Raw genomic sequence first — 12612 nt, 5'->3', positions numbered from 1 at the left:
GCCACATCGGTCGCGGCATAGGAATTCGTCAGCACCTTGATCGTCGCGCCGGATTTGGCGATCCGCTTGAGATAGCGCACCCCCGTCCGCGTCGGCACGAGGTAGGGCGTCACCAGCACCAGTTCTTCCAGCGGTTGCCCCAAGGCGCGCACCAGATATTGCCAGAGCAGTTTGCGCCCCTGCAAAAGCCCGTGGATTTTCGACGGGTGGTCGTAGATCAGCTGCGCCTCGGCGAAGATCACCCGTGCCTTGCCCGACAGCAGCCGCGACAGCCGGTCGGGATGCTGAAGGTCGTCGGCATAGCGCTTCGCCTCGGGTTCCGAGAGGCGGACCTCTTCGGTCTTGATGATGGTCTCGGCCTCTTTCGCCTCGCAGCCGCCCAGCATCTTTTCCGCCGGGATCGCAGGGGGCGCGTTCCAATAAAGGTCGAACTGCTTGCCGATCTGCGCCAGAACCGGACCCGCGACGGCGACGTCGAGATCCATGTAGAGGCCGCTCTCGGAGAGGCTGTTAAAGTAGTCGTCGCCGATATTGCGCCCGCCGAGGATCGCCATGCGGCCATCCGCGATCATCGCCTTGTTGTGCATCCGGCGGTTCAGGCGGCGGAAATCGGACAGGTAGCCGAGGAAGCGCGCGGTGCGGATCGGGAAGGGGTTGAAGAGGCGGACGTCGACATTGGGCAACTGGTCGAGCGCGGCCAGCGTGCGGTCCATCCCCGCCGTGCCGTTATCGTCGATCAGCAGCCGGATATGGACCCCGCGCTTGGCCGCCTTGCGCAGCGCGCCGAGCATGATCGCGCCCGCCGTGTCGTTCTGCCAGATGTAATATTGCAGATCGAGCGAGACCTCCGCCGCGTCGATCAGTTCGAGCCGCGCCGCCAGCGCGTCGAGCGGATCGGCAAGCAGCTGGACCGCGCTCTTTGTCTCAATTCCCGCGAGCCGGTCCTGCAGCGCGGTTGCGAAGCGCCCGGTTTCGGGGGCGACCTGCATATGGGACTTGGGGAACGGGCCTTTGGGGCGCCGATGCGACAGCCGGGCGACGATCAGCGTCACACCGGCCAGCGCGATGAGGCCAGCGATCAGGGCGAAGCCCAGAATATGAAGCAGTTCCAGTTTCATGGCTGGCATCATGTAGGCGGTTCAAGGGTTTAGGAAAGTGGGCTTCGCGCATGAAAAAGGCCGACGTGATCGCCGGCCCTTCCAATATTCGTGATTATCGATCAGTCAGGCTGATCAGCCGATCGCCGCGGCTTTCACGTCGTCGTCGATATAGGGCACGTATTGCGCGAAGTTGTCCGAGAACATCTCCACCAGCTTCTGCGCCTGCGCATCGTAGGCCGCCGCGTCGTCCCAAGTGCGGCGCGGGTCCAGAAGCACGTCCGAGACGTTCGGGACCGAGACCGGAACCTCGAAGCCGAAATTGGGATCCTTGCGGAACTGCACGTCATGCAGCGAGCCGTCGAGCGCGGCTTTCAGCAGCGCACGGGTCGCGCGGATCGGCATCCGCGAGCCGGTGCCGAAAGCGCCGCCGGTCCAGCCGGTGTTGACCAGCCAGCAGGATGCGCCGGTGTTGCGGATCTTCTCTTGCAGCAGCTTGCCATAGACCTCGGGGCGACGCGGCATGAAGGGCGCGCCGAAGCAGGTCGAGAAGGTCGGGAGCGGTTCGACCACGCCGACCTCGGTGCCCGGGGTCTTCGAGGTGAAGCCCGACAGGAAGTGATACATCGCCTGCGCCGGGGTGAGCCGCGCGATGGGCGGCAGGACACCGAAGGCATCGCAGGTCAGCATGATCACGTTCTTGGGCTGGCCCGCCATCGCGGTATCCGAGGCGTTCGGAATGTAATGCAGCGGATAGGCGCAGCGCATGTTGTCGGTGATCGAGTTGTCGTTGAAGTCCAGCTCGAGCGTCTCCTCGTCGAACACCATGTTCTCTACCACGGTGCCGAACATCGAGCAGGTGTTGTAAATCTCCGGCTCGGCTTCTTTCGACAGGTTGATCGTCTTGGCGTAGCAGCCGCCTTCGAAGTTGAAGATGCCGTTATGCGACCAGCCATGCTCGTCATCGCCCACGAGGATGCGCGAGGGATCGGCCGAGAGCGTCGTCTTGCCGGTGCCAGAGAGGCCGAAGAAGACCGCCGCGTCGTCGGGATCGTCGATCGCGTGGTTGGCCGAGCAGTGCATCGCCATGATGCCTTCGCCGGGCAGGATGTAGTTGAGAAGGGTGAAGACGCCCTTCTTGTTCTCACCCGCATAGGCGGTGTTGCCGATCAGGATCGTCTTCTTCTCGAAGTTCAGCGCGATCACGGTTTCCGAGCGGCAGCCGTGCTTCTCGGGATCGGCCTTGAAGCTCGGGCAGTTGATGATCGTCCATTCGGGATTGAACGCGTCGAGCTCCTCGCGCTCGGGGCGGCGCAGCATGGTGCGCAGGAACAGCCCGTGCCAGGCCATTTCCGCCACGAGGCGCACGTCGAGCCGATGCTCGGGATCGGCGCCGCCGAAGAGGTCCTCGACGAAGTAATCCTTGCCCTTCATGTGCTCCAGCATGTCGGCATGGAGGCGGTCGAAGGCGTCGGGCTCCATCGGGGAGTTGTTCTCCCACCAGATGCTGTCTTCGACCGAGGCGGTGCGCACGACGAACTTGTCTTTGGGCGACCGGCCCGTGTGTTTCCCGGTGGTGCAGTAGAACGCGCCACCCTTGCCGAGCGTACCTTCGTTGCGCTTGATCGCTTCTTGGATCAGCGCCGGTTCCAGCAGGTTGTAATAGACATTCCCGAGACCTTCGATGCCTTGATCTTCCAGCCGTTTCGCGGGGTTAACGCGTCCAATGTCCATTTGATGCTCCCGATGCCGTCGCGCGGCGTTCACAGGGTTATTCCCGGCGCCTCGGGGCCTCGAAGCGCCGATCCGCGTAACAATGTTACCCGGATGGATCGCCTATAGCATGACAATTTTGCGAAGGAACAGAATGGATAGGGGGAGTTAGCGCAACCATTTCTAGGTTTAGCGCAATCACGGCAAAATGTCGCGGAAAGGTGAGGCAAATTAGTCAAAGATTTGGAAATTCTGGCTCTGATGATTCGGGAAACCTTGGTGATTCGCAGCTTTTTGTTGATTTGAAGGCAACGAACGCGGAATATGCGTCTAATAACTATAAAGTAGCAGTGAAGGGGTATTCCGACATGTCGAGAATCGCGCTGGTCGACGACGACCGCAATATTCTGACCTCTGTCTCGATGACGCTCGAGGCGGAAGGTTACGATGTCGAAACGTATAACGATGGACAGGCTGCATTCGACGCGTTCACCAAGCGTCTCCCGGACATGGCGGTTCTGGATATAAAGATGCCGCGGATGGATGGCATGGAGCTGCTTCAGCGGCTTCGCCAGAAGACCGCGATCCCGGTGATCTTCCTGACCTCCAAAGACGACGAAATCGACGAGGTTCTGGGGCTGCGCATGGGCGCGGACGACTACGTCAAGAAGCCGTTCTCGCAGCGTCTTCTGGTCGAACGCATCCGCGCGCTGCTGCGTCGGCAGGAAGCGATCTCGACCGGCGAGGTCGCCTCGACCGAAGACACCAAGGTCATGGTGCGCGGCTCGCTCGAGATGGACCCGCTGCGCCACGCGGTGACCTGGAAGAGCAAGGACGTCACGCTGACCGTGACCGAATTCCTGCTGCTTCAGGCGCTCGCGCAGCGGCCCGGTTTCGTGAAATCGCGCGATCAGCTGATGGATGTGGCTTACGACGATCAGGTCTATGTCGACGACCGCACGATCGACAGCCACATCAAGCGCCTGCGCAAGAAGATGCGCAGCGTCGATGATGATTTCACGGCGATCGAGACACTCTACGGCATCGGATACCGGTATAACGAAGAGTGATGCTACGTCGATGAGTATTGCCGGGAAGATCGGATTGGCTCGAAAGCGCTCCTCAAACTTCGCCCGTCGCGCGCCGGAAACGGAAGTCGTGCTCGGCGAGGATTGGGTCGGCCCGGCCGATATCGTCGACGACGATCTGCGCAAGGGTCGGGCGCGGCGGTCGATGTTCTCGCTCAACCGCTCGCCACTGGCGCGCAAGATCATCACCTTCAACCTGTTGGCGATGATCGTGCTGGTGACCGGCGTGCTCTACCTCAACCCGTTTCGTGACAGCCTCGTGCTGCAGCGCGAAGGTGGGTTGGTGAACGAGGCGCAGCTGGCCGCCGACGTGTTCGAGGCGCAGCTTCCCGCGGGCGCTCCGGTCAATCTGGCGGCGGGAGACGGGCTCGACCCGCTCGCGACGATCCGCGGGATGGAGCTGCCCGAGGGTGCCGATCTCTACCTGTTCGATCCCAGTGCGGCGCTGCTCGGCACCACGACCACGGGCGACCGCGCGCCGGTCGAAGAGGTTGACGGGCTCAATTTCGATAAGCGCTCTACCGTGCTCAGCGATTTCCTCGGTCAGATCTGGGACTCGGTCGCAGGTCTGTTCGAGCGCGGTGGCGGCACCGCCGCCGATAGCGCGCTCGACATGGTGCGCGATCTGGTGCCCTCGGCGCTGGATGGCCGCACCAAGATCGCCTCGCAGAAGAACGCCGCCGGCGAGACCATCTTCGCTGTCGCCACGCCGATCCGGCAGGGCGATCGCGTCGTGGGCGTCGTGGGGCTGATCTCCGTTGCGGGGCAGATCGACGCGCTGGTCCGCGTCGAGCGCGAGCAGGTGCTGCAGATGTTCGTGATCGCGATCATCGTCTCGATCGGGCTGTCGCTGGTGCTGGCCTCGACCATCGCCAATCCGCTTTCCGACCTCGCCGCCGCCGCCGAAATCGGGCGCGACAAGAACGCGCGCAAGATGGCGCCCGCCCGGGTGCGCATCCCCGACCTGACCGCGCGACCTGACGAGATCGGACGATTGTCGGGCGCGATGCGCGGCATGGTCGGCGCGCTTTACGAACGTATCGACGCGAACGAACAGTTCGCCGCCGACGTCGCCCACGAGATCAAGAACCCGCTGGCCAGTCTGCGCTCTGCCGTGGCCTCGCTGCATATGGTCAAGAAAGACGAACAGCGCACCCGTCTTCTCGAGGTCATCGATCACGACGTGCGCAGATTGGATCGTCTGGTGAGTGACATTTCCAATGCATCGCGGCTCGATTCCGAGTTGGTCAAAGAAGAGGAAGAGCAGTTCGACCTGATCAAGATGGTGTCGAATCTCAGCGAATTCCTCGGGCAGCAGGCGCGCGAGAAGGGCGTCGATTTCATCACCGACCTGCCGTCGCAATCCGTGGTCATCTCGGGGCTGGAAGCGCGTCTGGCGCAGGTCTTCGTGAACCTGATCACCAATGCGACCTCGTTCTGCGAAGAGGGCGACGCGGTGCGGGTCTGGGCGCGCCAGCGCGACAATCGCGTGCTGGTCGTGGTCGAGGATACCGGGCCGGGCATTCCCGAAGAGGCGCTGACCAAGGTGTTCAAGCGGTTCTATTCGGAACGCCCCGAGGGGCAGTTCGGCGATCACTCGGGCCTCGGTCTCGCGATCTCCAAGCAGATCGTCGAAGCCCATGGCGGCGTGATCTGGGCCGAGAATATCCGCCCCACCGATGCCGACCGGACCTCCGACCCTCTGGGCGCGCGTTTCGTCGTGGGCCTGCCGGTCAGCTGAATGACCGGGTCGGACGACCTCTCGACCAATCTCCATGCCAGTGCCGTCGCGCTCGACCCCGAGCGCGGCGTTCTCATTCGTGGCGCCTCGGGCAGCGGCAAATCGCTTCTCGCGTTGCGGTTGATGGCGCTGGGGGCGTCACTCGTCGCCGATGACCGGGTCGACCTGCGGGTCGAAGACGGGGCGCTGATCGCAAGCGCACCGGAGGCGATCGCGGGCCGGATCGAGGCGCGCGGCGTGGGTATCCTGCGCGCCGATCACCTGTCGCAGGCCCGCATCACTTTGCTGGTCGATCTCGATCGGGAAGAGGTCGAACGCTTGCCAACCTGTCGAAAAGACAGGGTGTTGGGGGTCAATCTGCCCCTTGTGCTGCGCGTGCAGCATGGTCATCTTGATGTGGCAATCTTGCAATGGCTGAAAGGGGGCCGATGGGCGTGACCCGATCCGATCCGGTATGGGCACAGGCTGGCCAGCGCGTCGTGCTGGTGACCGGCCCGTCAGGTGCGGGCCGCACGACTGCCATCGGCGCTTTGGAGGATCTGGGCTACGAGCCGATCGTCAACCTGCCGCTGAGTCTCGTGCCGCGCCTTCTCAAAGGCCATCTGACCGGCCCGGTCGCGCTTGGCGTCGATGTCCGCGGGCGCGATTTCTCGGCCGCGGCGCTGATCGAACTGGTCGATATGCTGACCAAGCGCCCGGACCTGCATCTCGACCTGCTCTATCTCGATGCGCGCCCCGAAGTGCTCGAACGGCGCTATTCCGAGACGCGCCGCCGCCATCCGCTGTCGCCCGAGGAAGACCCCGGCGCAGGGATCGCGCAGGAGATGGACCTGCTCTCGCCGATCCGCATGCGCGCCGATGTCCTGATCGACAGCTCCGAGATGAGCCCGCATGATCTGCGCGCCGAGGTCGGGCGCTTCTTCGACACGGGCCGCACCGAGGCGCTCTCGGTCACGGTGAATTCCTTCAGCTACAAGCGCGGGGTGCAGCGCGGGCTCGATCTGATGTTCGATTGCCGCTTCCTCGCCAATCCCCATTGGGAGCCGGAGCTGCGCGCGCTTGACGGGCGCGACGCGGCGGTCGCGGATTATGTCGCCGCCGATCCGCGCTTTGCGGAGTTCCACCAGCGCGTCCTCGATCTGTTGTTGTTCCTGCTTCCCGCCTATGTCGCGGAGGGCAAGGCCTACCTCTCGGTCGGCTTCGGATGTACCGGGGGGCAACACCGCTCGGTCGCAATGACCGAGAGCATCGCCAAAGCGCTTGCGGAAGCAGGGTGGCGCGTGTCTAAACGTCATAGGGAATTGGAGCGTCTCGGCCATGCCGAGAACGAAGAAACGAAGGTGAGGTCGGGCGCGTGATCGGTATCGTGATCGTGGCACATGGTGGTCTGGCGCGCGAATATCTCGCCGCTATAGAGCATGTCGTGGGCCCGCAGCGCGGCATTCGTGCCATCACGATCGAGGATGATCACGACCGCGCGGGCAAGCAGGCGGAGATTCGCGCCGCCGCCGATGCGGTCGATGACGGCACCGGTGTCGTGGTTGTGACCGACATGTTCGGCGGCTCTCCGTCCAACCTGTCGCTGATGGCCTGCGAAGCGCGAGACCGCGAAATCATCTACGGCGCGAACCTGCCGCTACTGATCAAGCTGGCGAAATCGCGCAGCCTTGCGGTCCATGCAGCGGTCGAGGCCGCGCTCGATGCGGGGCGAAAATATATCAATAGTTACAATGCCCAAGCGGGAGTGATGAAATGTCCGTGACCCGCGAGTTGGAGATCGTGAACGAGAAGGGCCTGCATGCGCGCGCCTCCGCCCGTTTCGTCGAGGTTGTCGAGGATCATGACGCCCGCGCCACGGTGGCGAAGGATGGCCAGTCGGTCTCGGGCGACTCGATCATGGGGCTTTTGATGTTGGCAGCTTCGCGTGGAACCACTATTGAAGTGACGACAAGCGGGGCCGAGGCAGAGAAGCTCGCCGATGCGCTTCAGGCATTGGTGGCCGACAAGTTCGGCGAAGGTATGTGACGCTCCGCACCCAGCGAGGGGGTTCGCCCAATGAACCAAGAGAGCGAGATCGCAATCGAAGCCGCGCAAGCCGTATCGCGACCCTATGACAAGCGTCGCCTGTCCTATGCGGGGACGTTTTCCAATCCGTTCAAGGTCGGCACGATCCGCACTTTGGAATGGCTGACCGCGAAGGCGCAGCTTCTGCATCTGATCCGCAAGTTCGAGAAGCGCGGCGCGCCGGTCGGGGCCGAGTTCTGGCCGCAGGCGCTCGACGTGATGGGGATCGATGTCACCACGCCGCCCGAGCAGATTGCGCATATCCCGAAAGAGGGCCCGCTGGTGGTCGTCGCCAACCACCCGCATGGGCTCGTGGACGGGATGGTGCTGGCCTACCTGATCGGGCAGGTGCGCGACGATTTCCTGATCCTCACCCGCTCGCTGCTGACCGGCATTCCCGAAGTCGAGCAATACATGCTGCCCGTGCCCTTCCCGCATGAGCCGAACGCCCGCGAAGACAGCCTCAAGATGCGCGCCGCCTGCATGGCGCAGCTCAAGCGTGGCGGCGTGGTGGTGCTGTTCCCGGCGGGGCAGGTGGCGCATTCCGAGACGTTGATGGGCCCGGTGATCGAGCAGGAATGGAACCCGTTCACCGCGAAAATGCTCGCCCGGTCGAACGCCTCCGTGCTGCCGATCCATTTCCCGGGGCAGAATTCGCGCGCCTATCAGATCGCCAACAAACTTAGCGCGACGGTGCGGCAGGGGCTGCTGCTCTATGAGATCAAACGCGCGCTGAACAAGCCGCAGAGCCCCGCGATTGGTCCGGCGAAGAGCGCAGACGAGATCGCCGAGGCGCTGCAGAACCCGCGCAAGTTCCTCGCGGACCTGCGGGCGGAAACGCTGGCGCTGTAAGGCGACTGGTGGAGGGGGCGCTGCCCCCGCGGCTCCGCCGCCCCCCGGGATATTTGACGCAGTCGGAAAGAAAAACGCCCGGTTATGCCCCTTAGGTGGCGGCGAACCGGGCGCTTCCAACTGCACGGTCATCGGCGTCCCCGCCTGTTCCGTGAGACCATTTAAGGGGGGCAGGGTTTAGAAAGCCTTAACGGTCTTCCAACTGCCCGAAATATCCCGGGGTGAGCGGCGAAGCCGCGAGGGGCAGCGCCCCTCTACCCCGTCGTGTCAGCGCGTCGGCACCGGCTCCTCGCCGCGATAATCGTAGAACCCGCGCCCGGTCTTGCGCCCGAGCCAGCCGGCTTCGACATATTTCGTCAGAAGCGGGCAGGGGCGGTACTTGGTGTCGGCCAGACCGTCGTGCAGCACGTTCATGATCGCGAGGCAGGTGTCGAGCCCGATGAAGTCGGCCAGCTCCAGCGGTCCCATCGGATGGTTCGCACCGAGCTTCATCGACTCGTCGATCGAGCGCACGTTCCCCACGCCTTCATAAAGCGTATAGACCGCCTCGTTGATCATCGGCATCAGGATGCGGTTCACAATGAATGCTGGGAAATCTTCGGCAGACGCGGCGGTTTTGCCGAGCTTTTCCACCACCTCGTGCAGCGCCTTGTAGGTCTCCTGATCGGTCGCGATGCCGCGGATCAGTTCGACCAGCTGCATCACCGGAACCGGGTTCATGAAGTGGAAGCCCATGAATTTCTCGGGTCGGTCGGTGCGCGAGGCGAGCCGCGTGATCGAGATCGACGAGGTGTTCGAGGTCAGGATCGTCGTCGGCTTGAGATGCGGAAGCAGGTCTTCGAAGATCGCCTGCTTGACCGTCTCGCGCTCGGTCGCGGCCTCGATCACCAGATCGGTCGGACCCAGATCGCTCAGTTTCGTGGTCGTAGTGATCTTCTTCAGCGCCGTGTTCTTCTCGTCTTCCGAGATCTTGCCGCGCGACACCTGTCGATCGAGGTTCTTGGTAACCGTGGTGAGCGCTTTCGTCAGCGCGTCTTCGCTGATGTCGTTCAGCAGAACGTCATATCCGGCCAGCGCGAAGACATGGGCGATACCGTTGCCCATCTGCCCTGCACCCACGATGCCCACTTTCTCGATCGCCATAATTTTCCCTCTCACGCTTTGCGCCCTGACCATAGTTCTCCGCTCGGTCCATGCAAGCGAAACGCAGGGCTGAGATCATTTTAACATTAGCCGTTTGGCAAGATTTTGGGCGCAATCTGGCCTCGGGTGAGTCGAACTCAGACTGAGGTGGGAAAATGGCTTTCGAATATACGGGCGATGGCGCCCTCGATTACTTTCCGTGCCGATACGGGAAATCCAAACTGCTGTTCCGCGGGCCGCGCCGTGCGCTGCAAGGCGATTTCATCGCCGCGATGGGCGGGACGGAGACCTATGGCAAATTCGTGGAGCATCCCTGGCCCGCGCTGCTCGAGGCGCGGCTGGAGATGCCTGTGGTGAATTTCGGCTATCTGAATGCCGGGATCGACGTGTTCCTGCACGAGCCGCAACTGGCCGCCGCATCGGAGGCCGCGAAGGTCACGGTGATCCAGTTGCTCGGCGCACAGAACATGTCGAACCGCTTCTATGCGGTGCATCCGCGGCGCAACGACCGCTTCCTGCGCGCGTCGAGCCTGATGCGCTCGGTCTTCCGCGGCGTGGATTTCACCGAGTTCAACTTCACGCGCCACATGCTGAGCGCATTGAAAGAACGCGAGCCCGAGAAATTCGCCTTGCTCGAGGTCGAATTGCAGGAGGCGTGGCTGCAGCGGATGACCGCGCTTCTGGCCAAGATCAAGGGGCGCAAGCTGCTGCTTTGGCTGGGCGAGTTTCACGATCCGGCGCATAGCGACACGCTCGGACATGAGCCGCTGATGGTGACGGAGGCGATGGTGGAGACGTTGCGGCCGCTCGTGGCCGATATCGTGCGGGTCGAGCCTTCGGTGACGGCGCGCAGTGCGGGCACGACGGGGATGCATTTCTCCGCGCTGGAAGAGCCTGCGGCGGAAATGGTGCCGGGGCCTCTGGTGCATGAGGAGATCGCAGCGGCGCTCGCGCCTGCGCTGCAGCCATTTCTCTAACAGGAAAGGGCGGGGAAATTCCCCGCCCTTTCAACTTGGTCCAGATCTTCCGGGGGGCAGCGCCCCTCCCGCGGATCAGAGCTTTTCGGTCAGCGCCGGAACAGCGTCGAAGAGGTCCGCGACCAGGCCGTAATCGGCGACCTGGAAGATCGGCGCTTCTTCGTCCTTGTTGATCGCGACGATGATCTTCGAGTCCTTCATGCCGGCGAGGTGCTGGATAGCACCCGAGATGCCGCAGGCGATGTAGAGCTCAGGGGCCACGACCTTGCCGGTCTGACCGACCTGCCAGTCGTTCGGCGCGAAGCCCGAGTCGACGGCGGCGCGCGAGGCACCCACAGCAGCGCCAAGCTTGTCAGCCAGCGCTTCGATCACCTTGAAGTCCTCTTCCGAGCCGACGCCACGGCCACCCGACACGACGATCTTCGCCGAGGTCAGCTCCGGACGATCGCTCTCGGCGACCTTGTCTTCGATCCAGCTCGACAGAGCCGGCGCGTCCGACATGGCGACGGTCTCGACCGAAGCCGAACCGCCTTCACCGGCGGCGTCGAAGGTCGAGGTGCGGAAGGTGATGACCTTCTTCTCGTCCTTCGATTTCACGGTCTGGATCGCGTTACCCGCGTAGATCGGGCGCTCGAACGTGTCGGCATCGACAACGCCGGAGACATCCGAGATCACCATCACGTCGAGCAGGGCCGCCACGCGCGGCATCACGTTCTTCGCATCGGTCGTGGCCGGGGCCACGATATGCGAATAGTCGCCCGCGAGCGACACGATCAGCGCGGCGGTCGGCTCCGCCAGACGGTGGCTCAGCGAGGGATCCTCGGCCACGAGAACCTTCGCGACACCGTCGATCTTCGCGGCGGCTTCACCCGCGGCGGCAGCAGACGCGCCCGCGCAGAGCACGGTCACATCGCCCAGCGATTTTGCGGCGGAGACGGCCTTGGCGGTCGCGTCGACCGACAGTTCGCCATCATTCACTTCACCCAGCAGCAGAACGGCCATCACACGACCCCCTTCTCTTTGAGTTTCGCAACCAGCGTGTCGACATCCGGCACCATTTCGCCAGCCTGACGCGCTTCGGGCTCGGTGGTTTTCACCACTTCGAGGCGCGGCGAGACGTCGACGCCGTAGTCGTCGGCGGTTTTCTCGTCGAGCGGCTTCTTCTTCGCCTTCATGATGTTGGGCAGCGAAGCATAGCGCGGCTCGTTCAGACGAAGGTCGGTCGTGACGATGGCCGGAAGCGTCAGCTTCACGGTTTCGAGCCCACCGTCGATCTCGCGCTTCACCGTGACCGAATCGCCTTCGAGCGTGATCGTGTTGGCGAAGGTGCCCTGCGGCCGGTCCAGCAGTGCGGCGAGCATCTGGCCCGTCTGGTTGCTGTCGTCCGAAATCGACTGCTTGCCCAGCAGTACGAGGCCGGGCTGTTCTTCCTCGACGATCGCCTTGAGGATCTTGGCGACGGCGAGCGGCTCCAGATCTTCATCGGATTCGACAAGGATTGCACGGTCCGCACCCATGGCGAGCGCGGTACGCAGCGTTTCCTGCGCCTTTGCCGGGCCGACCGAGACCGCGACGATCTCTTCGGCATTGCCCGCTTCCTTGATCCGGATCGCTTCTTCGACCGCGATCTCGTCGAACGGGTTCATGCTGTGCTTGACGCCGTTCTCGACGACGCCGGAACCGTCCGGCTTGATCTGGATGCGCACGTTGTAGTCGATCGCGCGCTTTACGCTCACCAGTACTTTCATGTGTCGTTTCTCTTGTCGCTATTTTTTCGAAGAATATTCATCCGCTGATCGATGATTCGCTCGACCGGCGATGCGCACGGCTGTCGCCGCTACATCGCCGAGTATTTCGGCCCGCCGCCGCCTTCCGGCGGCACCCAGGTGATGTTCTGGGACGGGTCCTTGATATCGCAGGTCTTGCAGTGCACGCAG

General features: G+C 63.2%; 14 protein-coding genes. 8 read left to right on the top strand and 6 right to left on the bottom strand.

The window, feature by feature from the left end:
• Both B3D39_RS08735 and B3D39_RS08730 read right to left on the bottom strand, forming a co-directional pair.
• Window positions 1–1118, bottom strand: a 1118-nt coding sequence (locus B3D39_RS08735; RefSeq protein WP_286789606.1) for a phospholipase D family protein, incomplete at its 3' end; no start/stop codon positions are given.
• Between the two features lie 114 nt (window positions 1119–1232).
• A complete protein-coding gene (locus B3D39_RS08730; protein ID WP_274963008.1) occupies window positions 1233–2831 on the bottom strand; it encodes a phosphoenolpyruvate carboxykinase in 1599 nt (532 codons plus the stop codon).
• A gap of 347 nt (window positions 2832–3178) precedes the next feature.
• Between B3D39_RS08730 and B3D39_RS08725 the strand changes: the two genes are divergently transcribed.
• The 7 genes from B3D39_RS08725 to B3D39_RS08695 are packed head-to-tail and all read left to right on the top strand — an operon-like array spanning window position 3179 to window position 8555.
• On the top strand, window positions 3179–3880 hold the full coding sequence (locus B3D39_RS08725; protein WP_098412154.1) for a response regulator transcription factor: 702 nt from the start codon (window positions 3179–3181) through the stop codon (window positions 3878–3880).
• A gap of 10 nt (window positions 3881–3890) precedes the next feature.
• Window positions 3891–5639 carry a sensor histidine kinase gene (locus tag B3D39_RS08720; RefSeq protein WP_274963009.1) on the top strand — a complete coding sequence of 583 codons (1749 nt, stop codon included), beginning with the start codon at window positions 3891–3893 and terminating at the stop codon, window positions 5637–5639.
• Window positions 5640–6077 carry an HPr kinase/phosphorylase gene (locus B3D39_RS08715; protein WP_274963010.1) on the top strand — a complete coding sequence of 146 codons (438 nt, stop codon included), beginning with the start codon at window positions 5640–5642 and terminating at the stop codon, window positions 6075–6077.
• Window positions 6068–6997, top strand: a complete 930-nt coding sequence (gene rapZ / locus B3D39_RS08710; protein WP_078521438.1) for an RNase adapter RapZ — start codon at window positions 6068–6070, stop codon at window positions 6995–6997. The genes B3D39_RS08715 and rapZ overlap by 10 nt, the downstream gene beginning before the upstream one ends.
• Window positions 6994–7401: a PTS sugar transporter subunit IIA gene (locus B3D39_RS08705; RefSeq protein WP_274963011.1), complete on the top strand. Its 408-nt coding sequence runs from the start codon at window positions 6994–6996 to the stop codon at window positions 7399–7401. The genes rapZ and B3D39_RS08705 overlap by 4 nt, the downstream gene beginning before the upstream one ends.
• Window positions 7392–7664, top strand: coding sequence for an HPr family phosphocarrier protein (locus tag B3D39_RS08700; RefSeq protein WP_075776868.1), 273 nt, complete (start codon window positions 7392–7394; stop codon window positions 7662–7664). The genes B3D39_RS08705 and B3D39_RS08700 overlap by 10 nt, the downstream gene beginning before the upstream one ends.
• A gap of 30 nt (window positions 7665–7694) precedes the next feature.
• Window positions 7695–8555, top strand: coding sequence for a lysophospholipid acyltransferase family protein (locus B3D39_RS08695; protein WP_078542562.1), 861 nt, complete (start codon window positions 7695–7697; stop codon window positions 8553–8555).
• Window positions 8556–8822: 267 nt separating this feature from the next.
• Here the strand turns inward: B3D39_RS08695 and B3D39_RS08690 are convergent, their stop codons facing one another.
• The gene (locus tag B3D39_RS08690; protein ID WP_078521434.1) at window positions 8823–9698 is read right to left on the bottom strand and encodes a 3-hydroxybutyryl-CoA dehydrogenase; all 876 of its coding nucleotides are present in this window, start codon (window positions 9696–9698) and stop codon (window positions 8823–8825) included.
• Between the two features lie 155 nt (window positions 9699–9853).
• Between B3D39_RS08690 and B3D39_RS08685 the strand changes: the two genes are divergently transcribed.
• A complete protein-coding gene (locus tag B3D39_RS08685) occupies window positions 9854–10675 on the top strand; it encodes a DUF6473 family protein (RefSeq protein WP_274963012.1) in 822 nt (273 codons plus the stop codon).
• A gap of 75 nt (window positions 10676–10750) precedes the next feature.
• Here the strand turns inward: B3D39_RS08685 and B3D39_RS08680 are convergent, their stop codons facing one another.
• From B3D39_RS08680 to B3D39_RS08670, 3 genes are all read right to left on the bottom strand, one after another.
• On the bottom strand, window positions 10751–11677 hold the full coding sequence (locus B3D39_RS08680) for an electron transfer flavoprotein subunit alpha/FixB family protein (protein ID WP_078542565.1): 927 nt from the start codon (window positions 11675–11677) through the stop codon (window positions 10751–10753).
• Window positions 11677–12423 carry an electron transfer flavoprotein subunit beta/FixA family protein gene (locus B3D39_RS08675; RefSeq protein WP_286789605.1) on the bottom strand — a complete coding sequence of 249 codons (747 nt, stop codon included), beginning with the start codon at window positions 12421–12423 and terminating at the stop codon, window positions 11677–11679. The genes B3D39_RS08680 and B3D39_RS08675 overlap by 1 nt, the downstream gene beginning before the upstream one ends.
• 89 nt (window positions 12424–12512) lie before the next feature.
• Window positions 12513–12612, bottom strand: a 100-nt coding sequence (locus B3D39_RS08670; RefSeq protein ID WP_286789607.1) for a 4Fe-4S dicluster domain-containing protein, incomplete at its 5' end; no start/stop codon positions are given.

The organism is Thioclava sp. UBA3469, assembly GCF_002378135.1.
In the GTDB taxonomy this organism is placed as follows: domain Bacteria; phylum Pseudomonadota; class Alphaproteobacteria; order Rhodobacterales; family Rhodobacteraceae; genus Thioclava; species Thioclava sediminum.
Note: the sequence above shows the minus strand (reverse complement) of the source record. Positions and strands in the feature narration are given on the sequence as shown.

Bases quoted from the DNA above. Each gene is read 5' to 3' on its own strand.
- B3D39_RS08685 (WP_274963012.1), top strand. From the start codon at position 9,854: ATGGCTTTCGAATATACGGGCGATGGCGCCCTCGATTACTTTCCGTGC.
- B3D39_RS08730 (WP_274963008.1), bottom strand. From the start codon at position 2,831: ATGGACATTGGACGCGTTAACCCCGCGAAACGGCTGGAAGATCAAGGC.
- B3D39_RS08690 (WP_078521434.1), bottom strand. From the start codon at position 9,698: ATGGCGATCGAGAAAGTGGGCATCGTGGGTGCAGGGCAGATGGGCAAC.
- B3D39_RS08700 (WP_075776868.1), top strand. From the start codon at position 7,392: ATGTCCGTGACCCGCGAGTTGGAGATCGTGAACGAGAAGGGCCTGCAT.
- rapZ (WP_078521438.1), top strand. From the start codon at position 6,068: ATGGGCGTGACCCGATCCGATCCGGTATGGGCACAGGCTGGCCAGCGC.
- B3D39_RS08715 (WP_274963010.1), top strand. From the start codon at position 5,640: ATGACCGGGTCGGACGACCTCTCGACCAATCTCCATGCCAGTGCCGTC.
- B3D39_RS08675 (WP_286789605.1), bottom strand. From the start codon at position 12,423: ATGAAAGTACTGGTGAGCGTAAAGCGCGCGATCGACTACAACGTGCGC.
- B3D39_RS08680 (WP_078542565.1), bottom strand. From the start codon at position 11,677: ATGGCCGTTCTGCTGCTGGGTGAAGTGAATGATGGCGAACTGTCGGTC.
- B3D39_RS08720 (WP_274963009.1), top strand. From the start codon at position 3,891: ATGAGTATTGCCGGGAAGATCGGATTGGCTCGAAAGCGCTCCTCAAAC.
- B3D39_RS08725 (WP_098412154.1), top strand. From the start codon at position 3,179: ATGTCGAGAATCGCGCTGGTCGACGACGACCGCAATATTCTGACCTCT.
- B3D39_RS08695 (WP_078542562.1), top strand. From the start codon at position 7,695: ATGAACCAAGAGAGCGAGATCGCAATCGAAGCCGCGCAAGCCGTATCG.